This is a genomic window from Paraburkholderia sp. RL17-380-BIE-A (assembly GCF_046028085.1).
Classification (GTDB): Bacteria; Pseudomonadota; Gammaproteobacteria; order Burkholderiales; family Burkholderiaceae; genus Paraburkholderia.
On the sequence record NZ_JARESQ010000003.1, the window covers coordinates 1 to 22,757 of the forward strand.

Consider the following 22,757-nt stretch of genomic DNA (forward strand, 5'->3'; position numbering starts at 1 on the left):
CGGGAGTTCGTGGGTAATAATCCCTCGGCGCTGATTCTCGGCGACAACATCTTTTACGGTCATGATCTCGCCGGCCAACTTGAGCGAGCAAATACGCGTAGCGACGGTGCGACCGTATTCGCGTATCACGTGCACGACCCGGAACGTTATGGCGTAGTTGAATTCGACAAGAATTTCCACGCGCTCTCCATCGAGGAGAAGCCCGCGAAGCCGCGCTCGAATTACGCGGTCACGGGTCTTTATTTCTACGACAAGCAGGTGTGCGACATTGCCGCCGATATCAAGCCGTCGGAACGCGGCGAACTCGAGATTACCGACGTCAACTCATGCTACCTGCGGCGCAACGCACTCGACGTGGAAATCATGGGGCGAGGCTACGCCTGGCTCGACACGGGCACGCACGACTCGCTGATCCAGGCGGCTACGTTCATCGAAACGCTGCAGAAGCGGCAGGGACTGGTGGTCGCGTGTCCCGAAGAGATCGCATTCCGCAGACAGTGGATCGACGAGGAGAAACTGCTTCAACTTGCAAAACCGCTTGCCAAGAATGCGTATGGCCAGTATCTGCTCAACCTTCCAAACGATCAGGTGGCGTGGCCAACCCGCTGACAAGACGACGGCTCAACCGGCGTGGAGTGGCTCGATGCCGGTACGCAAAGCGTTGAACGTGCGCCGCCGCACATTTAATTGGAAACTGGACAGGTACGCTTCAACGCATGGACCGCAGGGAGTGCATTGCTCGCCAGCGATTTTCAAGGGTTCATTCGCGCGGTCTGCGCAAGCGCCCGGAGGGCTTCTCCGATATCCGCGATATACCGCCGAGCGCATCAAGTAGCCTGCCAATACGTCGAGTTTGCGGGCGTGGTTTTCGAATCGTCGATACGTTGTGGTCAATCTGAATCGTCAATCCGCTGACGACCGGCCGGAATGATAGTTGAATCTTTCGGTCGCTTGACGAATCACGCGCCCGCCCTAAGGCAAGTTTGCGGCGAATTGACACCAACGACGGAGCCAATTCGATGTTCGCAAATCTTCCGGCGGCTCCTGCAGCGCTTATCTTATTTACAGGCAGACCCAGATCGCGATGTTGAGACGAAGCCTGCTCGCAAATTTTGTTGGCCAGATGGTGACCGTATCGCTCGGTATCGTCATGGTGCCAATCTACGTGCGTCATCTCGGAGTGGAAGCGTATGGATTGATTGCCATCAACGCCGTGCTCCTTGCATGGGTGCTCGTTCTGGATTTCGGGCTCTCACCTACGTTGTGCCGCGAATTAGGCAGTCTGCGTGCCGGTACTGGCTCGAAAGCGGAAGTGGGACTTCTGCTGGAATCGCTGGAGAAGCTGATTCTCTGCACAAGCGTGGTTCTGTTCATCGGCTCGATCTTCGCGGCACCTTATTTTGCCGAACGGTGGCTGAACGCCTCTACATTGCCGCCAGCCGAGATCCGCACGGCATTCGTTCTGATGATGCTGACTGCAATCGCGCGCTGGCTTTCCGCTCTATATCGAGGCGGGGTGGTCGGTATCGACCGGCAGATCGCGCTCAATGTCATTGGCGTTACTTTTGCTGTGATACGCAATGTGCTCGTTGTGCCGGTCATCATGATCTGGCCGCGCGTCGAATTCTTCTTTGTCTGGCAATTCCTCGCTATTGTCGGAGAGGCTGTCGCGCTCCGTATCCTGCTTGGCCGCACGATCGACATACCGTTCGTGTCGACACGTTTTTCGTGGAAGGTATTGTCGTCGCGCGCAAAGCTCTCGCTGTCGATCGCATTGTCGGCGCTGATCTGGGCGTGCACCGCGCAGATCGACAAGATCGTACTTTCGAAGGTGCTGCCATTGGCGGATTTTTCCGTGTTCAGCATGGCAACGCTGCTTGCGAGTGGCATCGTGTTGCTCGCCAACCCAATTCAGCAAGCCTTCATTCCGCGCTTGAACGCTGAAAGCTTCGGCGGCGGCGAGCGGATTCGTCAGATGTACGCGCTCGCCACGGAGGTGACGTCACTAGCGGTAATTCCCGTTGCAGCCGTGTTCGCGTTTGCGCCCGAAGCCGTGCTCCGATTGTGGTCCGCTAGCGCGCCGGTAACCCCTGATGCGCTGCGGACAATGCAGTGCTACGCAGTCGGAAACGCGTGTTCCGCGCTCGCCTCGCTCGCGTTCTTCGTGCAGTACGCAAAGGGGGATTTGTCTCTCCACCTGAAAGGCAACATTGGCTTTCTGATTCTCTTTGCGCCCGCGGTCGTATACGGCGGCATTCATCTCGGTGCGATCGGTGCGGCCTACGCGTGGCTCGGGATGAATGTTCTGCTCCTGTTCGGCTGGGTCGCGATCGTCCACCGCAAGTTTATGGCTGGAATCAACGCTAGCTGGTATCGCGGAGTCGCCGTGCGCGTCGCCGCGGTTATACCTGTCGGCCTGTTGGTGAGCTACGCGGACTTGACCACGTCTTCGCGTATTGGTCTTTTCTTTGCTCTGTCGGGCACATGGCTCGCCATGGTCGCACTGACCGTCGCGGTTTCGCCGATCGTTCAACGCAAGGCTCGCCACCTGGCGGGACGACTGGTCCTCAACTGAGAAAACAGCATGGATACAACTCTTCAGCATCCGGTCCACCAGCAGGCTGCGCCTGTGTTGTCGGTCATCGTGCTTTGTTATCGGCAAGGCGAATACGTTGGCGCATGCATTCAAAGCGTGCTCGACCAGAAGCTCGACGTGCCGTTCGAGGTTATCGTCGGTGACGATAACTCACCCGACAATTCACTCGAAGTGATCGAATCGTTTCAGCGGCGCTACCCGGATTTGATCAAGGTGGTGGCGCATGAAAAGAATGTTGGCTTTTCGGGCAATTTCGCGGACACGGTCGCTGCCGCGAGAGGCGAATTTATCGCCAACATCGACGGCGACGATGTCATGTCGCCCGGCAAACTGCAGCGTCAGATCGATTTCCTGAGAGCTCACCCGGAATGCGGTCTTGTCGTGCACAAGATGCGCCCCGTCGATCAGGATACGTTGGAGACGGTGCCGTTTCCGCTGGCGGAAAACAAGCCGGCAACGTTCGACGCTGAGTATCTCATCAAGAACGGGCCGTTCTTCTTTCACAGCTCCGAAATGTACCGGGCGCACTTGCGCCGCCGTCACCCTGTCGACGTCGGCCTCAAGTCAGTGGCTGACGTGGCCCATCTGATGCAGGTCTTGATGGGGTCGCAGGGCTGCTATCTGGATGAAGAGTTGGGGCTGTACCGCGTCAACCGAACGGGTTTGACTTCGGTGCGCATCAACAACCCCTCGCGCCATCGGGAATGTCTGAACGACGTGATCCAGACCTGCCAGATCGCGGCCGATCTCGGCATGGCAAGCGACGCGGTCAACCAGGGGCGAGCAAAGTTCTATCTAACCTCCGCGATCTTCTTTCTGGAGCATGGTCACGAGGACAGCTTCGAGGACTGCATCGAATCGAGCTGGCGCGCGGCACGAATCGGTTCGAAACAGACGGTGTTGTACGCCATGCGCCGCTGGCCTCGTATGCTGCGCACTGTCTATACAGGCCTTAAGCAGATGGCCGGGCGCCAACGGGCCAACGCATGAGTACGACCGTACACGAGAATGAGCGGCCTGCCGCCCGGAAGCTGAGGCTCCTTGATTGGTGTAACCGGGCCTTTCTTGCCTGGTATCGGCTGAAGACGCGCGTGTGGTACACGCACGTATTTCAGTCGGTCGGAGCGAAATCAACAATCTTTCGTCCCATGCTGCTCGTCAACGTACATCACGCGTCGATCGGCGAGCGAGTATTGATTCGGCCGGGCGCGCGCATCGAACTTGTCGTGACGGACCCCGCTGCGCCGCCGCGGCTCACGATTGGAAGTCGGGTCAATATCGAGCAAAACGTTCATATCGTTTGCGGTTCTTCGATTGAGATCGGGGACGGCGCGACCATCACAGGGAACGTGGCAATCGTCGACGTGGAGCATCCGTATGAAGACGTCAACGACAAGGTTCGCATTGGCGATCGTATCCGCACGCGAGGCAATTACGTGTCGATCGGGCAGGGCGCCTTCATTGGATTTGGGGCGGTCATTCTGCCTAACGTAAAGATCGGCCGTCACGCCGTGGTGGGTGCGCATTCGGTGGTGACCCGCGACGTTCCCGACTTTTGTGTGGCGGCAGGAAATCCGGCGCAAATCATGAAGCGCTTCAACTTCGAAACGAAATGTTGGGAACGGGAGAAGCAATGAAAGTCCTGATTACGGGTGGCGCCGGCTTTATCGGCTCGAGTCTGGCGCGCAAGCTCTGCGCAAACAATGCGGAAGTTACGGTACTCGATAACCTCTCCCCGCAGATTCACGGAGAGAATCCCAGTGTCACGTCCGCGATTTTTGCGTCCTTGCCTGAAGCCGTGCACTTCGTGAAGGGGTCGGTGACCGACCGGGCCATGCTCGAACGTGTCATGCAGGGGCAAGACGCGATCGTTCATCTTGCGGCCGAGACGGGCACGGGCCAGTCGATGTACGAGGTCGATCGCTATGTCGACGTGAACGTGCATGGCACGGCCTTGATTCTCGACATCCTGGTGAAGAACAGCCGCAATTCCGTGCGCAAGGTCGTCGTTGCTTCTTCACGCGCGATTTACGGTGAAGGCAAGTACCGGTCTCCGGCCGCGGGCATTCTTTACCCTGGGCCGCGAAAGGAAAAAGATATGCTCGAAGGTCAGTTCGAGCACCTCTGTCCGGTCAGCGGCGAAGCAATGGATTGCGTGCCGACCGATGAGGAGTCGAAAATCCATCCGACCTCGCTCTATGGTATTACCAAGCAGACTCAGGAGCAGATGGTGATGACGACCTGCCGTTCCATTGGAATCGATGCGTCGGCGCTGCGTTACCAGAATGTGTACGGCCCGGGCCAGTCGTTATCCAACCCTTACACGGGCATTCTCTCGATCTTTTCGACGCGCATCAAAAACGGCAATCCGATCAATATTTTCGAGGATGGCCTGGAGAGCCGTGACTTCGTTTACATCGATGATGTGGTCGATGCGACCTATGCAGCACTGACGAATGCCAAAGCCGCGGACAACGTGTTCGGCATCGGCTCGGGCGTGCGCACTTCGGTCATGGATGTCGCAAAGACACTGTGCGATGTATATGCCAGCGATGTCAGCGTTGCAGTAACGGGCGCATTCCGGCTGGGCGATGTCCGCCATGTCTATGCCGATCTGACCAAGGCAAGGGACATGCTCGGATTCGAGCCCAAAGTGTCGTTCAGTGAGGGCATCGCACGCTTTGCCCGTTGGGTCGACCAGCAGCAGGTGATGGCCGATACCTATGAAAAGAGTATCGCCGAGATGCGGGAGAAGGGGCTGTACAAAGGCTGTGAACGCGCGGCCTGACAAAGGACGACACGCGCTCACGCCATGACGGAGGCGCCGCGACGGCTGCCTCCGCAATTCATTTGAAGGAAGCAATATGTCAACGAGAAATGCTTCGCCGCTGATCGGGATTGTCACCGTACTCTATCGCTCCGATTCCGTGCTTCCCGATTTTTTTAAGAGTCTGGCCGCCCAGCGCGATGCGAACTTCAAGCTATACGTGATCGACAACAGCGAGAAGGATACGGGGTGCGTGATATCAAGCGAGCTTGCGGCGCTCCATGGTCTCAATGCGGACATCGTGTTCAACAATGAGAATGTCGGCGTTGCCCGCGGGAACAATCAAGGCATAGAAATGGCCCTTGCGAACGGATGTGACTACGTTCTGCTGGCCAATAACGATACTGATTTTCCCGATGCCGATGTGATAGCGGGACTGGTACGGCACACCGAGCAGGCAAGCGCATTGGCAGCCGTACCCAAGATTACTTATCACGGCACTAACCGGATATGGTGTGCGGGGGGACGGTTCTCGCCGCTCACGGCCACCACACCACATGTCGGCGATCGGAAGGAAGATCGCGGGCAGTTCGATGAAGAAATGTTTACGGAATATGCGCCGACCTGCTTTATGTTGCTGCACAAGAGCATCTTCAAGACGATCGGTATGATGGATGAAAAGTACTTCGTCTATTACGACGATAGCGACTTCGTCTGGCGTATGAGGCATGCCGGGATCGGACTACTGTACGTGCCGACCTCATCCGTCGCTCACAAGGTGGCAGTGTCCACAGGCGGCAATGAGAGTCCCTTTAGCCTGTTCTATACGGCGCGCAATCGCGTTTATTTCAGTCGCAAACATCTGGCCCCCGTGCATCGGGCGATTGCGATTGCGTACGCAATCGTCACGTTGACGCTCAAATGCGTGAAGTTTTCGCCGGCGGCCAGATCGAGCGTGTTCAAAGGCCTTAAAGCCGGCTTCTCACTGTCAATCGCCGATCATTGACAGCCGGACTGTCCGGCAGCGCGCCATTGCCTTGGCGTGCTGCCAGTTTCACCGTACGCACCCGGGCATAAGCGATGGCGATGAAAGTCCATGGCGCCAGATACGAGAATTCCGGAACGGAGATCATCATCATTACCCAGGTCGTGACGCAACATTGGCGCAATGCCATTCCCTCCGTCGACCAGTCTAGCCGGAAAGCCGGGTAAAGAATTAGCGTGCTCACCAGGATGAGTCCTACCACCCCCGTATTGACGAGCAAGGTGGAGAAAAGATCGGTCGATCGTATATAGCCGAAGCCGATCCCGAACAGTTGATTGCCGAGTGATCCCCCTGCCCACATTTCCATCGAAGCATGGAAGAAGCCGGATCTCTCGGCACCGGACACGTTGCGCCCGTCCATCTTGTCGATGATCATCTGCTGAAAGAGATCGCCGATGTAGTCCCATGCCAGATACGCCACCACACAAACCACGAGCGCACCGACCATGGCCTTGATCGGATGGAAGCCGATCTTTCTTATGCGAATGAGTGAGTAAACGACGTAGCCGATGAAAGCCGTCGACGAAGTACTCATGATGAGCGATGCCCCGATGATCCACACCGGCAGGCGGCGCTTGGATGTCGCGTTGAAGTAAGCCCAGAACGGGAACATCGACAAGGCATACATCGACGGCTCGCCAGTCAGGCTTTTCAGCCGTTGCATGTGGAAACCGTGGATGTCGACCCATTGAAAGGAGCTCCCGTTCAGCGGCTCGTCCCCTGCACCAGGGTCGCCATTTCGAAATTCGGAGCCGAAAGACCGGTTGGAAATGAAGTCCCCCGGCTGACCGGTCACAATGAAGTAGATCACTTCATAGATGCCGTACGCGGCAAAAATAGCGGCGGAGGCAAGCAACCACTGCTGCCACGACGGTTTGTAGAAGATATAGACATACGCTGCATAGAGCACCACAGCACCGAGATAGATCGTCTGGGTGAACAAGCTCTTTCTCAGGATGAATGTCAACACATCGCTATCGTCGATGAGCAGAACTTTTGTAAAGTCGGGTTCGTACGTTGCAATGCTGTCAGCGAGCTGAGACGCCAGAAAGAAAATTGTCCAGACCACTGCCGCCGCGACGAGGAAGTTGATATAGCGTCTGCGCGAAGCGCCACCCCACGCCAATGCCAGCGGCAGCGAGAGAAAACACATGATGTAACCGACCGTCGTTCCCTGAATGGTGGGCACCAGCAGTACTGATGTCACGGGTACGGCGAAGACCCAGATGAAATAGTAAAGGTCGGCGTGCGACGAAATGCTCTTTTTCATGAGGTTCCAGAGGAAGCTTGCAGACCGCTGCAGCAACCGTAAAGGGACGACATCCGCTGCGCTGACAAAGACCTTTTGTCAACGCTGCGGATGTTCGCGTGTGCCGGCATGAAAGTCGGCGGACCCTATTTCAGCAACGCGTCAAAAATGTCGACTACTCGCATTTGCTGCGTTTCGGTCAAGCCAGCCCAGAGCGGAAGCCGGATCAGGCGTTTCGACTGGTTGATGGTGACGTCCAGCGAGCCACCCACTCTGCCGTACCGTTCTCCGCCGGGAGATGAGTGAAGGGGAACATAGTGAAATACCGAGCCGATTTCGTGCCTTCTGTACTCGTCGAGTATGCGTTGGCGCACGTCTTCATCTTCAACCAGCACGTAATACATGTGTCCGTTGTGCTGGCATTCTTTCGGCACGACCGGCCGGCGCAGAGCGCCTTGGCGCTCGAACGGCTCGAGAAGAGCGTGATATTGGTCCCAATGCGCAACCCGTTCCTGCGTAATCTTCTCGGCACCTTCCAGCTGAGCCCAAAGGTAGGCGGCGATCAACTCGCTCGGCAAGAACGAGGAGCCCACTTCCTGCCAGGTATACTTGTCGACTTCGCCGCGCAGAAAGCGGCTTCGGTCAGTGCCTTTCTCTCGGATGATTTCCGCGCGTCGGCTGAGACCAGGGTCATTGATCAGCAGGGCGCCACCTTCGCCGGAGACGATGTTTTTGGTTTCGTGAAAACTGTACGCGCCAAGGTCGCCAATGGAGCCCAAGCCGCGCCCCTTATAGGTGGCCATGACGCCTTGCGCCGCATCTTCCACCACTTTGAGTCCGTGACGTTGAGCGATTGCCAGGATCGTGTCCATTTCGCATGCCACGCCGGCGTAATGCACCGGTACGATCGCGCGGGTACGTGGCGTGATCGCTGCTTCGATCAACCGCTCGTCGAGATTCATGGTGTCCTCGCGGACGTCCACGAAAACGGGCACACCGCCGCGTAACACGAACGCATTCGCCGTCGAGACGAACGTATACGAAGGCATGATGATCTCGTCGCCGGGCTGGATGTCCAGCAAGAGAACCGCCATTTCCAGTGCGGCGGTGCAGGAGTGAGTCAGCAATGCCTTGGCCGAACCGCTTCTTTCCTGGAGCCACTTGTTGCAGCGTCCCGTGAAAGAACCGTCGCCAGCGAGTTTTTTGTTGAAATGCGTTTCCGCGATGTATTTGAGTTCGTTACCCGTCATCGCGGGCGTATTGAAGGGAATGCGGTTTTCGCTTACTCCGATTCCAATTTGCGGCGTAGATCGGCTCATGAATAGTTCACCCCACATGATCGAGAACCAAAGGTTCTCGCTGCGACACATCGTTGGATCTCGAAGGCGGATGGTTTCGAGGTCCCGCTTTCCGGCGAACTCGCCAGGTGTTTCAATGAAAAGGCTGCACGAACGCGCTTGTCATCAACCCCCAACAACTCTCCAGCCTTACACTTCGTCGGTCTCGTTGACCGTGCGCGTGTACTGCGCGGCCTGCTCGTAGCTTCTCCAGTTGCTGGCCCGCTTGGGTATGGCGTTGAAAACCGATCCAAGGATTCGTCCTCCCGCGCGCCGCACCTTTTTGACGGTTTCCGAAATCTCGTCCTCGCTCTGCATGCCGGAGCGAAGCACGAGGACAGTTGCACCCGCATGGGGGGTCATGATTGCGGCGTCGGTCACGACCAGGAATGGGGGCGTGTCGACTATGACGAGATCGAACTGCTCGCTCAGTTGATCGACCACCTGCTTGAAGTCGTGCATCATCAGCAGCTCTGATGGATTGACCGGATAGGCCCCGCACGAAATGAAGGAGAGGCCGCGAACTCCGACTGAGCGGATAGCGTCGACGCTGCGGAGCTTGCCCTGAAGAACTTCGGACAGGCCGCCGCGATTGGATTGCTTGAAGAAGGATGCGAGATTGCCGCGGCGCATGTCGGCGTCGATTAGCAGAACACGCAAGCCGACTTCCGTCAGAAGGATGGAAAGATTCGCTGCAACGAAGCTCTTCCCGGTGGACGGACTCGGGCCCGTCAACATCACAATGTTGTTCTTCTGGTTCAGCCGATCGCGGCACACTTGCGTGCGCACTTCGCGAAGCGCCTCGACCGAGGGCTCATGGGGTAGCCGGCTGGCGAGAATCCGAGCGGCCGCCTCACGCGCCAATCCGGGGCCGAAAGCGGCTCTCGAGGCCTGTTCATCGAGCGGATCCAACGTTAGCGCGTTCGGATCGGGTAAGCCCGGCACTCCGTCGTCACGCCCGGAGAGCGTTGGCTGGCTGGTCTGAATCGCGGATTCATTCTCTAGCTGAGCTTGTTGCCGGCTGAACAGCACTTCGCCGAGAACCGGCACGTCCAAACGTCGTTCGACAAACAGCGGGTCGGTGACACCGGTTGTCGCATAGCGTCGTAGCACGATGAAAAATGCGCCGATGAAAAAGCCCAGGCCGCAACCCGCGACGATGACTAAGGGGCGATTCGGCTTAACCGGACGATAGGGCTGCATCGCTTGGTCGACGATGTGTGCGCCGCCGGTTGCACTCGCGCGGCGCACGGAGAGCTCCTCGGCTTTGCTCACCATACCCAGATAGATGGTCTCCGCCACTTTCGCATCGCGAGTCAGTTCGGCGTTGCGCCTTTCGGAGGTCGGCATGCTGACAAAGCGCGAGTCGAATGCGCGTCTCGCTTCGGCCAACTGCGCAAGTTGCGCGTCGATCGTCTTGACCTGCTGACTGCTAGGTGTAAAGAGCGACGCTGCCTGCGTGCGTTGCAGTTGCAGTGCCGACGTGCGCTGCTGGAGTTCGATGCTACCCTGAAGATAGGATTGGGCTTCGGTCGTCGGGCGCATTGTTTCGGTAGACGATTGATAGTCGCTCAGCGCCTGTTCCGCACGGGTGAGATCGGCTTTCAGCCGCGGCAACTCGCCTTGAATGAATTCCAGCGTTTTCGTGTCGTTCAACTGGCGGCTCGAGACCGACGATGCAATGTATTGCTGAGCAACCGCGTTGGCGACCTCTGCGGTCAGAACTCGATCCTTCGATGCAAAGGAGATCTGTACGATGCCCGTGTCCTTGGTCACTTCCGCAATCTTGAGTTGACGTCGCAGTTCGTCGATTGCGTCGAGCGTATTGCGGTGGGTCACCGTAAACTGCGTACCGGGTCTGGCAACGAGTTCCTTGACTGTGAGCGATAGCCCATCCGGCGTGCTCGCGGGTTTGCCTGTTTCTCCATGCACCAGAAGATCTCCGCTGGGCGTGCGAAGGTCGTACTGTCCCTCGTCGAGCGCGGTCAGTATGAGAGGCTTCTCCTCAAGATGCGCCGGCACGTTGAGCGAGGGAATCTGGAGCTTTTCTCCTCCCCATGCAAATGAACTCAGTCCGAACCACGGCTTCGAAGGATGGCCCGGATACGCGAATTGTTCCGCGAAACGTCCGAGGATCGGGAAGTTGTGCGGCACCACCTCGACATCGAACTGAAATTGGCGGACCACCGGTTCCAGCACGGAGCGGCTCTGCATGACTGAGACCTCCGCGCCGGTCGCTTGCGTGCCTGGTTGTTGCTGCGCCATGCCATCCTGGCGCGAGATGCCGAGAGCATTAGGATCGGGCGGAGCGGGCGGGTCAACACGCACTACGACATCAGCGGAGTAAGTGGGAGCTGAAAGGTAGGCGTAGCCGGTCGCTAGCGTGGTCGCTACAGCGACGAATGCCAGCAGTGTCCAGATATGGTCTCGCAACAGATGAAGCATTTCGCGCAACGAAAAATTACCCTCTTCGTTGCCTACGCGAGATGATCCGGAATTGAGAATATGCGTGTTCAAAGGCGCCATCTCCAAGGTGCGGGGGTAATAAGCTTCTCGATAGTGCGACAAGCTTCGCCGCGTCGATCATTGGAAACCGGCCCTGAGATTCGTCCAGGGCCGAAATTCGTACATGGGTTCGCATTGATTCGACGAATCGTCGGCTCAGATTTGATCCCCTTGCCGGTCCGCCACGCATCGATTCATCGCAGGCGCATCCATCGACGCGTCTCTGGGCAGGTACGATATGAATACCGCCTTTACCGCTTCGGAGTCTGTGGTTTAGCGCACGTTGCACTACGCTGATGCGTTTCTGTCCGTGAATAGTCGGAAAACAAGCGCGGCGATTTATTTTGCCGATTGTGATGTGCGAGGATTGGCGCTAGTCGCGTCATATTTACCTGCTACGGGCGTCGGCAATATGAAGGACGGAAGTCTGACGTAAGCGCTAAATCGACGCTTGCCGCAAATTCAATTCCATACGCAAGGAATATAAGCGCGACTTTGCGTGGCGACAGCTTTTCCATCGCAAGCTTTTCGGCGACAAGACCTCGACGCCTGTTGGGAGGAGGTTTCACGCGAACAAGTGAACGTTCGGCGCCGCACAGACACCGGCCGCTCCCGCATGGATCATGCAGTTGCGTCATTGACCATTGATGACTGTTGGTTGTTCGACGCCATCATCTATAGCTATGACCTTCCGTCTGGTCGTGCGTGTGCGCCGAGGCTTATCGTCGGATCTGCATATTGAGTGATGCGCGGCGTTCAGAAGTCAGCGGCGGTGGGCTCGGCATGGTGCCTATCTAGAGTCAGAACCAGGCTAACGGACATCCACCGTCAGGAGTGAGCTGACGGACGAGCGAACAACGGTACGGCGGCAACGTTGGGCAGCCTGGATGGACCTGATCCAGAGTGGTGCCCGTCAGATCATCAAGTAGACGATCGAGGCGGAATTGGCGACATTGCTCGAAAAGTGCGGCAACCTGAAAACACCCGGCGACAAACGCGCGGCGCTGCGCAGCCACACATGTTCCGGTCCGACATTCAGCTCAAGTATTCTGCCGACCGGTATCGGCGTGATTATCGGGTTCACCCCGGCAGGCAAGAAGCAGCGCGTGGCGATGGCCGGCCCCTATGGTGAACGCACGGATTTCCTGGCGAAAATGTTGCTGGACGTGAAATGAAAAATGAGCGCGGACAAAGCCTTCTGAAGCGCGTCGACCTTATTCTCGGCGGCGCGTTCCTATACCTGCTGGGATTGCTTCGCACAAAGCGACGCTTGCCGGCCGAGTGCAAGACAGCCGGTATTTTTGCCTTCGCCGCGATTGGCGATTCGATTTTGTCGTCGATAATCATTTCCGAGTTGCGGAACGCAAGAAAATTTTCCAAAGTCGTGATATTTGCGTCTCGAAGCAACGCGCGTATCTATGATTTGTTCGATGGCCTGGACGAGGTCGTGGTAGTCCCTTTGACTAGTCCTCTGAATGCACTCAGGGAAATAAGGAAATACGAAGTCGATGTCCTGATCGACACATCCCAATGGCCGCGAATTTCGGCGCTGCTGGCCGCCTTCATGAAGGCGAAATTTACCGTTGGTTTTAGAACCAGTCGTCAATTCCGTCATTACGCCTACGACGCGAGCGTTGAACATCGCGAGGAGCTTCATGAACTGGACAATTTCAGAAGCTTATTGCGGCCGCTTGGAATCGTGTCGACGGAATGTCCGCGTATAACCAAAGCCATTCGCCCTTCTGGTTCGCCATTTGTGCTGGACGAGAAATTCTTTGTTTTTCATCCATGGGCCTCCGGGACCAATTTTGCCATGCGTGAATGGCCCATAGAATCCTGGCGCAAGCTTGCGCGGATATTGATTGATAACGGATACGCCATCGTCATCACCGGCGGTCCGGAGGACGCTGCGCGCGCCCAGCAACTGGTTGACCTGATCGGCAGTCAGAAGGTCGTGAGCGTGGCAGCCAAGGTGAGTTTGACTGAGGTTGTCGGAATAGTAAGGCGAGCTGACTGCATAGTCTGTGTCAATACCGGAATCATGCATCTGTCCGCCATGCTGGACACGCCGATGATCAGTCTGCACGGTCCAACGAATCCGTTCCGCTGGGGCCCTGTGAACAAAGAGCGTGGCGTCATTGCGGTGTCCAAGCGTGACGGCGGAATGTTCCTGAGCCTCGGATTTGAATATCCCAGAAATGCGAAGTATGTGATGGAAAAAATAAGCGTCGCTTCTGTCGCCGACGTTCTGAGTGAAGTGTATTCGATCAATTTAGGCCGCCATGACAAGAAACCCGCCGGTGAAGCTTTCGCCTCCTGATTTCGACTGCGCTCGACTATTGATCGTGGGCGACGTGATGCTCGATTGGTACTGGCACGGCTCGACATCCCGGATCTCGCCGGAGGCGCCCGTTCCGGTCGTCCATGTGCAAACTGAAGAGACGCGTGTTGGCGGGGCAGGAAACGTCGCACTGAACGCGGCAGCGCTTGGTGCTCATGTTCGTCTTCTCGGGTTGGCCGGGCAGGACACTCACGCCGATCGGATTGAAGAATTGTTGCGCGAAGGCGGGGTCGACTGCTTGCTGCAGCGCGTCGCGGGCAGCAAGACAATCACGAAGCTTCGTATTCTGTCTCGGCATCAGCAGATGATCAGGGCGGACTTCGAGGACCACTTCCCCGCACGCAATGGTGACGAGTTGATCTTCGCCTTCGAGCGGCAGTTGCACGAAGTGGATGCCGTGGTCCTATCCGATTACGCTAAAGGCTCACTACATGATTCGAAGAACCTGATCGCGGCCGCGAGGCGTGCGGGAAAGCCCGTCATCGTCGATCCAAAAGGAACGGACTTCGAGCGTTATCGCGGTGCCACTGTCATTACGCCCAACCTTTCCGAGTTCGAGGCGGTGGTTGGGAAATGCGAGAGCGATGCCACGATCGAACGGAAGGCCAGCGCTCTTTGCGATACGCTCGAACTCGACGCGGTACTCGTCACACGCAGCGAGAAAGGCATGACGTTAATTGCTCGCGGGCAGGCCCCGCTGCATTTGCCGACGCGCGCGCGCGAGGTGTTCGATGTCACGGGCGCGGGGGACACCGTCGTTGCCACGCTGAGTGCCGCACTCGGTGCCGGCATGCCGATAGACGAAGCGGTCGCGCTTTCCAATGTCGCGGCAGGCATCGTCGTGGCTAAATTGGGAACTGCGACGGTCCGCCGCCCTGAACTTCATCAGGCACTGCAGCATGATGTGCATTCCGCGCGTCGGGGAAATATTCTCGCTCGCCTTTCCCTTCTTCCTTGGCGGGCGAAACCTCGCACTGAGAAGCCGAGCACCGTGAACACCTGATCCATGGGTTGGACGAACCGCACGTCCAAAGATTGCACTGTACGAACGCATTGCGCCGGCTGGTCGACCCTTCCCGATGCTCACACCACTAGTACACCGGAGCGATATTTGATGAGACAGTTAGTGGAGCCGCCAAACGCGCGCCGGGAAAATACCGCTGTTCGTGCGTCGCCGCCGGCCGAAGCTCGCCCGGCGCAATGCTCGCAGTGGCAGGGGCCCTCTGCGGGATTCGCATTCAATGGAAAGTTTGCGTCTCAACGCATAACGGGGGTGCAGCGCGTTGGTTACGAGCTGGTGATGGCGTTCCAGAAACTGTTTCATGAGGAAACCGAAATGCCTGTATTGATTCCGGCGAACGCACGGACTGACGTCAGTTTGCCGAAAGCGAAAGTGGTCGGGCCGTGGTTGAAGGGTTCTCTGTGGGAGCAGTTGGTGCTGCCGTTCGCGGTTGGCGGCCGAACCCTTCTCAGCCTTTGCAATATGGGACCGTTATTCGTTCGTCAGCAGGTCGTGATGGTGCATGACGTCGCGATCTACGATTTGCCGGAAAATTACTCGTGGAAGTACCGGCTCTGGTATCGCGTTGCGCTGTCACTCCTGAAGCGCAACGCGAGGCACATTGTGACAGTGTCGGAATTTTCGAAGACTCGAATCATGGAGCGCCTGGGCATCGACGCGTCGCGGATTTCGGTTGTTTGGAACGGCGTGGACCACTTTGACAAGATTGAGCCGGATACGGCGATTCTGTCGCGTCTGAACCTGCGCAACGATGGCTACATACTTGCTGTCGGGAGTCTTTCGGTCGGAAAGAATCTTCCGCGAATACTTGCCGCCATGGAGCGGTTGAGTGAGCACCATGACTGGAAGTTTGTCGTCGTCGGTGGATGCGATTTGCGGGTGTTTAATCCGCAGGCGAAGGCGAGCTACGACCTCGCGAAGAATGTCATATCGGCTGGATTCGTATCGGACGGTGAGTTGAGAGCGCTGTATGAGAATGCAGCCTGCTTTGTGTTTCCGTCGTTGTACGAGGGCTTCGGATTGCCGCCACTCGAGGCGATGTCTTGTGGATGCCCTGTCATCGTGTCACGTGAAGCGTCGCTTCCGGAGGTATGCGGTGATGCAGCGATGTACTGCGACGCGCATTCGGTCGATGACATCGTCGACAAGGTCACGCAGATGATGCAGGATGCCGCGCTGCGCGAATCCTGGCGCGAACGCGGAAGGGAGCATGCACGTGGCTTCCGCTGGGAGCGGTCCGCGCGACAGTTGCTCGATGTTTTGGAACGCGAACTCGCGGGCGGTGTGGCTCGATCTGTTCAGACGCCATCTAAACCGTCGCGCGTCTAGCCAAAAAACCACTGGGTCCGTGCGATCCTCCGGACTGACAACACAAGCAAAAAATTGCATGTCGATTAGCGTTCCTCCGCACGCTTCACTGAGATAAAACTTCCTCTCTGTTCGAGCGGCCATCGTAGAGCAGGCCGACTCGGCGTCGCCGGTGATGTGTCGTCGTAGGCGGCTACACCGCGTTCGACTCGCCACCACCGGCAAAGCAATACAGTCTCAGAGATTTCCGCGGCGTTCGCTATGCAAGGCCGTTAAACAGGGTTCGATGCAACAGCGTTGGTTACCGCGGTTGCACGACCGGCGTTGCCTACGCCAGGCGAGCTATACAAGCCCATATAAAATCCATCGATATTCTGGAAATTGTAAAGCTCGTACCAGTCAACGCCGATGATGTTGTAGGTCTTCGCGCTGCTGGCATACTCGGCAATCGTCGACGCTACGTACGAGTTGTACACAGAATTCGACACACTGGTCTGCACGCCGATTTCCGTCAGCATGATCGGGAGGTTGAACGCAGATTTGAGTTCCGCCAGGGTGTTGACGCCCGCTGCATTTTCGATGTCGCCGAAGTCGTAGTACCAGTGATAGTTCGTGACATCCCACGTCGCGGTAGGATGACCGGTCGAGCCGTCCGGCGACTGACCCGTCCACAGGCCTTTGAGCATTCCGTAGTGAAGCCAACCGACACTCGGGCTAGCAATGAGAGTCTGCTTGGTCGTATCCACCGAGCGGAATCCTGCGTAGAAACCACGCACTGCACCGCGGAACGCCGCCCACTGACTGTTTGAAGCCGACCAGTCGGTGACGTTCTGTCCATTGTTCGCGGGGCCATTGGAGAAGTACATATTCTCCGGTTCGTTCATCAATTCGATCACCGCGACCTTGCCGGCGAGTTGACCGGCCACGGTCTTGCCATAGGCGTAGTACTGATTGTACGCGGTGGTTTCGTCGGTGGTCTGCGGGAAGACGTTGAAGGCCGGCTGGACTTTGATAGGCGCGAACGAACTCACCAGACTGGCCATGGTCGCCGTATCCGAGGTGCTGTAGCAGTCCTGGCGGATCGAGTTGACGCCCATCGCTTTCATGTCGGCGACCTGTTGCGGGATGTTCGTCGAGTAGACGCCCCCTTGGACATAATGCCCATTGACCCCGTAGAACGGGACGGAGGTAGACGTCGTGGGTGTGGATGAAGAGGACGACGAAGTTGTTGACGAACTGCTCGACGAGCTTGTGGATGACTTTGTCGGTGACTTTCCGCCCGCGCGTTGACGGTTCGCGACGGCTGCCGCGTCTGTCGCGTCGGATGATCCGCCGCCACCGCACGCAGTCAAAGTGGCACTGGCTGACACGAGTAGCATTGTGAACGCCAAAAATCGAATTTTCAAAACGTAGCTCCAACTAGATGAAAGTAATTGGGTCGCATTGACCCCCAAATAGATGGCACTACTTACTATTTGTAAGCGACCATCATCGAGATTTGAGTGAGCGGACTCAGATCAGAAATGCAACACCTGTTTCGCACGGAGGGTTGCGATGCACTAAAAACCCGAATAAACAGCAACTGCTACCCGAGGAACGGACCATTTCAGGCCTGCACCTGCAGGGTTTGAGTATCCGAACCGCGATTCGAATGCTTGGTGCGCGCGGCACGGTTGGCCGCAAACTCTTGCCAATCAGCTTCTCTGACGGCTACGCATACCTGTCGGTTGGGGCGCTCAGCGCCGCTAAAAACCGTGGCTGCACGAAACGATCTACGTCCCAAAGAAAACCCCTAGGGACGTCTGCGTCCCCGCCTTGCGGTGAACTGCGCCAACTTTGTTGCTTGCCGCGCCATGGTCATGGCACCCGTTTATGGAGCACAGAGCCACGCGGCCGGGTTTCCGGCAAAGTCAGCTGTGGAGCGCGGCCGCCTGAACCGAAGAACGGCACCATCTGGAACATCTGCAGGGTGACCTCGTAGAGGACATGGCCAGTTAGCCGCCAGCAGTTATTGCAGACGAGTTGAAGCATCGCTAGCAGTACTAACGAAAATATAAATTCCCGCCGCCGTATGAGTGAACACCGGCTGCTCCGTCAAACTCAATTCGACTGGCTGACCCTTGCAACTAACCTTCACCTGCGAACAGGACAGGAAATGTTGCGCCTTCAGGAGTCACCGCCGCAACCGACATGACATGTCCTACTTACACAGACCTAACTGCCCGAAGGCTCTATTCCATCCGACACAGGTCAAGAAGAGATCGGAACCATCAGCGACAGCCTGAACAGCGGTGTCGCGAATTCACGCCCTCGGCTTGCCATCCAGCGTGTCGCTGGGATGCCAGCCGCAGCGGTGCGACCTTATGCTTCAAACATGAATCTCGCTGTTCCACCTCACGTTTAAACGGTTTCGTGAACCCGCCGAAGCGACGGCTATCAAACTCGACGCTCTCGTTCCTGCGGCTTGGGTCCAGAACCCAAAAAACTATTCGATCCGCGGTTAGGCAGCAGAATCCAACGGCCGATGCAAGTAAGCGTTCAATTCGACACACCGCACCCGCACACCGATCCCGCTTCGCAGCGGGAAATGCGCTGCCGCAGCGCAGCAACCACCGGTGTAACTGTTACAGAGCAGACGGTGCCCAACCCTGTGCCCGGTATAAGTTACAGAACTTTCTGGGCAGACGAATTATAAACGTTTCATTCGTGTAACGTGGCGGGGCTGACGGGAGATAAGTGACAATTACAAAAAATTTCAATGAGATTCGCCCGAAGCTTTTTCAGATGCGTTGCAACGGGAAAGCTCTTCCTCACGATAGCGGGGAAAACGTAAATCTTTGATTTGTCTGCAGATTGGCGAGGATAAATTGCTGCATTGCGACTATGGAGTTATTACATTTGTAACATCAATAAGCCCACGAGGTCTATCCGTCCCTTTATTATAAGAAAGGCAGAAAAATCGACTGAAATACGGAAATAGTGTCGAATCCTTTTTACCCGAAATTCTGTTCAATTCTGGTAATACCAGAGTTGGAAATCTGTCGTCCAGACGCCTCGGGTCGGAGTCTCGGTCGCATGAACATGCGTACGCTTTACTTCGCATAACGAGATATTGCAGCACTTCAACCAGAGCGAAACGTCTACCCGTGCGCCGAAGGTCTTGCTACAACGGCGCGGCGGTCAGTCTGACCGAGCTCGGAACATCTGACCGAAATGTCGGACGTTTTGTCGAATTGCGTTCGCGTTGCCGATGCGCGGATAGCAACAGTTCTACGCACGCACCCGAATGAAGTGACTGTCGGCGTCGCTGTTCACGCAGATATCGCCACGGTGGGGTTTGAGTCGGAGTGTCGGCAAGATGCTCGGAATGTGGCCATTACAAGAGGCCGCGTGCAGGATTTTGAATTAGATACGGATAACTAACAGAATGATGCGATTCCTGTCCGAAGGAAGCATCGCGCGCGACATCCGCCGTATTTGCCGGCGTACATGATGGACGTGCGAGTGTCTGACGAATGCGCGAGCTGTGGCTTCAGCGCGAGGCGCCGGGGACGACCAGCGTCGCACGTGTACCGTCGGGTCGTGACGCAAGCCGCGCGCACACGCGCAGATGCATTTTCAGCGCGATAGAGCGCCGTGAAGACAGGAATGCCGCGCTTGATAGAGGGTGGAATATGCGCGAGCGCGCGTCACCATCTCGATACAGCGCCCCCTTTCTGGCGCTTGGTACAACGCTCTTGAAAGTGGTTCGGTATTCGAGCCGCCAGGAAGGCTGTGGCTCTTCGAAAACGACGCGTCAAGGTGCAGGATTTGCGGCGACGGCGCTGGCCATCGCGGACGCGCGACCCGTGTTAATGACCCCGGGCGAGCTATACAGGCCCATATAAAATCCATCTATATTCTGGAAATTGTAAAGCTCGTACCAGTCTATGCCGATGATGTTGTAAGTCTTTGCGCGGCGCGCATACTGGGCAGAACTCGAAGCGACATACGAGTTGTAGGTGGGTGCCGACACGGATTTTTGCACGCCGATTTCAGTCAGCATGATCGGTAGATTGAACGCAGATTTGATGGCGGCCAGTGTATTGACGCCTCCTGCATCCTCGATGTCTCCGAAGTCATAGTACCAGTGATAGTTCGTGATATCCCACGTCGCGCTCAGGTGCCCGGTCGAACCATCCGGTGCTTCACCTGTCCACAGACCTTTGAGCATTCCGTAGTGCAGCCAACCTACACTTGGGCTGGCAATGAGAGTCTGCCCGGTCTTATCAACGGAGCGGAACCCCGCGTAGAAGCCGCGCACGGCACCGCGAAATGCCGCCCACTGACCATTCGACTCCGACCAGTCGGTGACGTTCTGACCACTGTGCCGGGGTCCTTTGGTGAAGTACATGTTCTCCGGCTCGTTCATCAATTCGATCACCGCGACCTTGCCTGCGAGTTGGCCGGCCACGGTTTGACCGTAAGTGTAGAACTGGTTGTACGCGGTGGTTTCGTCGGCGGTCTGCGGGAAAACGTTGAAGACGGGTTGGATTTTGACTGGCGCGAAGGCATTCACGAGACTGGCCATTTTCGCCGTATCCGCAGTGCTGTAACAGTCCTGGCGGATCGACGTGATGCCCATCGCCTTCATGTCGGCGACCTGTTGGGCGATGTTCGTCGAATAGACGCCTCCTTGAACATAGTGACCGTTCACACCGTAAAACGGGACGCGCCCGGCGGTAGGTAACTGCGGCCGCTTCGGTTGATCATTGACACCCGTGCTCGCAAGGTACGCCGCCAGAGAAATCCCGGCTGACAAGAGCAACACTGTCAGCACCATCAGTCGAATCTTCAAAACGTAGCTCCAATCAGGTGAAGATGATCGAGACTCAGCGCGGATCGCTATCCCTCACGACGGTCGCGCAGCCGACTTGGGCACGAAGATCGGCGACCACTCGTTGCGCGCGCCGAACTCGCGGCGTCAACGCAAAACGTCGGCACGCTCGAAAGTGCGCCGACGTTGGTGAGCCATGCATCGGCGCCTGGCAGTCAACTCTACGACTGATGTTCGTATGGCACAAGGGACCGCCGTTGAACGTGCAACCTCATCACGTGTAGGCCCGCGAACCGGGAGATTCCGTGGGTCATGTTTTCTTTGGACAGAATCGAGCCGTAGCAGTCTTGCGAACAGTGCGTTCGTCAGTCCCGTAGCGCCGCATAGGCGGTAGCGAGATGATAGGGCGTAGTCGAAGGCATGTCCGCGCGCGATACCTCTCCCGCGGCAGTCTTGCATTCGAACCAGCCGTGCGCGTGCAGAAACCGCTGTTGGAAGCGTTCGATCTGCGTGGGCAACACGGCGCGCGACGCGGCGTCGTCGCGGACGGCGAGCGCGCGCAGATATTCGCTTTGCGCCCAGATCCGCTGGGTCGCGTCCTTGACACGACCGGTTTCGTCGAGCGATGCGCATACGCCGCCGGTGACCGGATCCACGCCATGTCGCTGCGCAAACGCAAAAGCGCGCGAGAGCGCGCCGTCCAATTCCGACCCATCCAGTAGCGTGCCCGCCTGCCTGATCAGCCACAACCATTCGAACTGATGGCCGGGTTCGAGGCGGTTGTCTTCGACGCCCAAAGGTAGTTCCGCGATGCAACCGGTCGCCGCATGCACGAAGGTGCGCTCGATGGCGTCGGTCAGTTTGCGCAACGCGGTATCGAACGCGCTGTCCTGGGTTGCATCACGCGCTGCGAGCCAGGCTTCGGTGAGATGCATCAGCGGGTTTTGCGCTCGCGCGCCGGTTACTGTCGAGAAATCCGCGTTGAGCGCCGCGTTGAATAGTCCATCTTGATCGCCGAAACGCGCTTCGATCAGTGCCGACGTGCTGTGGACGAGCCCGCGTGCATCGGCATTGTCGAAGCGTGCGGCATATTCGGCGCACGCGAAGACCACGAACGCGTGCGTGTAGAGATCTTTTGTCGTATCAAGCGGCGCTCCTTGCGCATCGACACTGTAGATCCAGCCGCCGCGCTGCTTGTCCTTAAAGTAGTGCAGCATGGCTTCGAACAGCACATGCGCGTGGGCCGGCTCGCCGGCCTGCGAGAAGACGAACAACTGTCGCGCGCACGCCATAGCGCGATAACGTTCGACCGGCAATGACGAGTGCCCTGCGGCAGCGCTCACAGCTTCGTACGGGAGGTGCATCACGGTATTGAACCCCGGTCCGCGCCAGATCGGCAGCACGACACTTGCGAAGTGATCCCGTAGCGTGGCGGCAAGGGGGAGCGAGACGGCGGCCGTATTCATGCTGCGAATTCTCCTTCGATCAGGTCGCGAAAAAGCGGAGGCGCGGCGGGCGCTGTCGCTGTAGGGCTTGAGAAGGAACGGCTGATCGATCCGCGAAGCGCCGGCGAGGCCGGCCGTTCGTAGCCTTCAAACTTGTCGCGAGCTGAGTGTCATTTGGCACGTTTCGTTGCGCGGCGAGAATAGAACGCAGATCGTGTGACCTTCACAGGTGACGGGTTTTTAGAGCGAACCCACTATCGAGAGCTTGTCCGTGAACACAGGGTTGCCGAATTGTCTTAGCCACTCCGTAAGGTTTGCTTTTCTGTG

16 protein-coding genes are annotated in these 22,757 nt (G+C 57.3%); 10 read left to right on the top strand and 6 right to left on the bottom strand.

Annotated features, from left to right (window positions below; translation table 11 throughout):
• The 6 genes from P0D68_RS05200 to P0D68_RS05225 all read left to right on the top strand — a co-directional run.
• Window positions 1-609 (top strand): sugar phosphate nucleotidyltransferase (locus P0D68_RS05200; RefSeq protein WP_408299017.1); only part of this gene is annotated, 609 nt, incomplete at its 5' end.
• 475 nt (window positions 610-1,084) lie between these two features.
• Window positions 1,085-2,575, top strand: coding sequence for a lipopolysaccharide biosynthesis protein (locus P0D68_RS05205; RefSeq protein ID WP_408186459.1), 1,491 nt, complete (start codon window positions 1,085-1,087; stop codon window positions 2,573-2,575).
• Window positions 2,576-2,584: 9 nt separating this feature from the next.
• Complete coding sequence (locus P0D68_RS05210; RefSeq protein WP_408186460.1) at window positions 2,585-3,586, top strand: glycosyltransferase family 2 protein; 1,002 nt, start codon at window positions 2,585-2,587, stop codon at window positions 3,584-3,586.
• A complete protein-coding gene (locus P0D68_RS05215; protein ID WP_408468093.1) occupies window positions 3,583-4,233 on the top strand; it encodes an acyltransferase in 651 nt (216 codons plus the stop codon). Before P0D68_RS05210 ends, P0D68_RS05215 begins: the two co-directional genes overlap by 4 nt.
• Window positions 4,230-5,384 carry an NAD-dependent epimerase/dehydratase family protein gene (locus tag P0D68_RS05220; RefSeq protein WP_408299344.1) on the top strand — a complete coding sequence of 385 codons (1,155 nt, stop codon included), beginning with the start codon at window positions 4,230-4,232 and terminating at the stop codon, window positions 5,382-5,384. Before P0D68_RS05215 ends, P0D68_RS05220 begins: the two co-directional genes overlap by 4 nt.
• Window positions 5,385-5,460: 76 nt before the next feature.
• The gene (locus P0D68_RS05225; protein ID WP_408299021.1) at window positions 5,461-6,369 is read left to right on the top strand and encodes a glycosyltransferase family 2 protein; all 909 of its coding nucleotides are present in this window, start codon (window positions 5,461-5,463) and stop codon (window positions 6,367-6,369) included.
• Here the strand turns inward: P0D68_RS05225 and P0D68_RS05230 are convergent.
• The 3 genes from P0D68_RS05230 to P0D68_RS05240 all read right to left on the bottom strand — a co-directional run bounded on the left by P0D68_RS05230 (window position 6,332) and on the right by P0D68_RS05240 (window position 11,511).
• Window positions 6,332-7,678: a hypothetical protein gene (locus P0D68_RS05230; RefSeq protein ID WP_408299023.1), complete on the bottom strand. Its 1,347-nt coding sequence runs from the start codon at window positions 7,676-7,678 to the stop codon at window positions 6,332-6,334. The genes P0D68_RS05225 and P0D68_RS05230 overlap by 38 nt on opposite strands.
• Before the next feature lie 125 nt (window positions 7,679-7,803).
• Window positions 7,804-8,976, bottom strand: a complete 1,173-nt coding sequence (gene rffA / locus P0D68_RS05235; protein ID WP_408186465.1) for a dTDP-4-amino-4,6-dideoxygalactose transaminase — start codon at window positions 8,974-8,976, stop codon at window positions 7,804-7,806.
• A gap of 168 nt (window positions 8,977-9,144) precedes the next feature.
• Window positions 9,145-11,511: a polysaccharide biosynthesis tyrosine autokinase gene (locus P0D68_RS05240; protein WP_408468094.1), complete on the bottom strand. Its 2,367-nt coding sequence runs from the start codon at window positions 11,509-11,511 to the stop codon at window positions 9,145-9,147.
• 932 nt (window positions 11,512-12,443) lie between these two features.
• Between P0D68_RS05240 and P0D68_RS05245 the strand changes: the two genes are divergently transcribed.
• From P0D68_RS05245 to P0D68_RS05260, 4 genes are all read left to right on the top strand, one after another.
• Window positions 12,444-12,674 (top strand): hypothetical protein, encoded by a 231-nt coding sequence (locus P0D68_RS05245; protein WP_408299027.1) that lies wholly within the window; start codon window positions 12,444-12,446, stop codon window positions 12,672-12,674.
• Window positions 12,671-13,819, top strand: coding sequence for a glycosyltransferase family 9 protein (locus P0D68_RS05250; protein WP_408299029.1), 1,149 nt, complete (start codon window positions 12,671-12,673; stop codon window positions 13,817-13,819). Before P0D68_RS05245 ends, P0D68_RS05250 begins: the two co-directional genes overlap by 4 nt.
• Window positions 13,782-14,843 (top strand): D-glycero-beta-D-manno-heptose-7-phosphate kinase, encoded by a 1,062-nt coding sequence (gene rfaE1 / locus P0D68_RS05255; protein WP_408299031.1) that lies wholly within the window; start codon window positions 13,782-13,784, stop codon window positions 14,841-14,843. The genes P0D68_RS05250 and rfaE1 overlap by 38 nt, the downstream gene beginning before the upstream one ends.
• Window positions 14,844-14,954: 111 nt before the next feature.
• Complete coding sequence (locus tag P0D68_RS05260) at window positions 14,955-16,190, top strand: glycosyltransferase family 4 protein (RefSeq protein ID WP_408299033.1); 1,236 nt, start codon at window positions 14,955-14,957, stop codon at window positions 16,188-16,190.
• 251 nt (window positions 16,191-16,441) lie between these two features.
• Here P0D68_RS05260 and P0D68_RS05265 read toward each other — a convergent pair whose 3' ends face one another.
• The 3 genes from P0D68_RS05265 to P0D68_RS05275 all read right to left on the bottom strand — a co-directional run bounded on the left by P0D68_RS05265 (window position 16,442) and on the right by P0D68_RS05275 (window position 22,451).
• Window positions 16,442-17,275, bottom strand: a complete 834-nt coding sequence (locus tag P0D68_RS05265) for a glycosyl hydrolase (protein ID WP_408186471.1) — start codon at window positions 17,273-17,275, stop codon at window positions 16,442-16,444.
• A gap of 2,690 nt (window positions 17,276-19,965) precedes the next feature.
• Entirely contained in the window at window positions 19,966-21,006 is a 1,041-nt protein-coding gene (locus tag P0D68_RS05270) for a hypothetical protein (RefSeq protein ID WP_408299035.1), read from the bottom strand.
• Between the two features lie 344 nt (window positions 21,007-21,350).
• Window positions 21,351-22,451 (bottom strand): AGE family epimerase/isomerase, encoded by a 1,101-nt coding sequence (locus tag P0D68_RS05275; RefSeq protein WP_408299037.1) that lies wholly within the window; start codon window positions 22,449-22,451, stop codon window positions 21,351-21,353.
• Window positions 22,452-22,757 lie beyond the last annotated feature (306 nt).

Excerpts from the sequence above, each read along its gene's own strand:
- P0D68_RS05215 (WP_408468093.1), top strand. The coding sequence starts at position 3,583 with ATGAGTACGACCGTACACGAGAATGAGCGGCCTGCCGCCCGGAAGCTG.
- P0D68_RS05210 (WP_408186460.1), top strand. The coding sequence starts at position 2,585 with ATGGATACAACTCTTCAGCATCCGGTCCACCAGCAGGCTGCGCCTGTG.
- P0D68_RS05250 (WP_408299029.1), top strand. The coding sequence starts at position 12,671 with ATGAAAAATGAGCGCGGACAAAGCCTTCTGAAGCGCGTCGACCTTATT.
- P0D68_RS05220 (WP_408299344.1), top strand. The coding sequence starts at position 4,230 with ATGAAAGTCCTGATTACGGGTGGCGCCGGCTTTATCGGCTCGAGTCTG.
- P0D68_RS05265 (WP_408186471.1), bottom strand. The coding sequence starts at position 17,275 with ATGAAAGCGATGGGCGTCAACTCGATCCGCCAGGACTGCTACAGCACC.
- P0D68_RS05275 (WP_408299037.1), bottom strand. The coding sequence starts at position 22,451 with ATGAATACGGCCGCCGTCTCGCTCCCCCTTGCCGCCACGCTACGGGAT.
- P0D68_RS05225 (WP_408299021.1), top strand. The coding sequence starts at position 5,461 with ATGTCAACGAGAAATGCTTCGCCGCTGATCGGGATTGTCACCGTACTC.
- rffA (WP_408186465.1), bottom strand. The coding sequence starts at position 8,976 with ATGAGCCGATCTACGCCGCAAATTGGAATCGGAGTAAGCGAAAACCGC.
- P0D68_RS05205 (WP_408186459.1), top strand. The coding sequence starts at position 1,085 with ATGTTGAGACGAAGCCTGCTCGCAAATTTTGTTGGCCAGATGGTGACC.
- rfaE1 (WP_408299031.1), top strand. The coding sequence starts at position 13,782 with ATGACAAGAAACCCGCCGGTGAAGCTTTCGCCTCCTGATTTCGACTGC.
- P0D68_RS05230 (WP_408299023.1), bottom strand. The coding sequence starts at position 7,678 with ATGAAAAAGAGCATTTCGTCGCACGCCGACCTTTACTATTTCATCTGG.
- P0D68_RS05260 (WP_408299033.1), top strand. The coding sequence starts at position 14,955 with ATGAGACAGTTAGTGGAGCCGCCAAACGCGCGCCGGGAAAATACCGCT.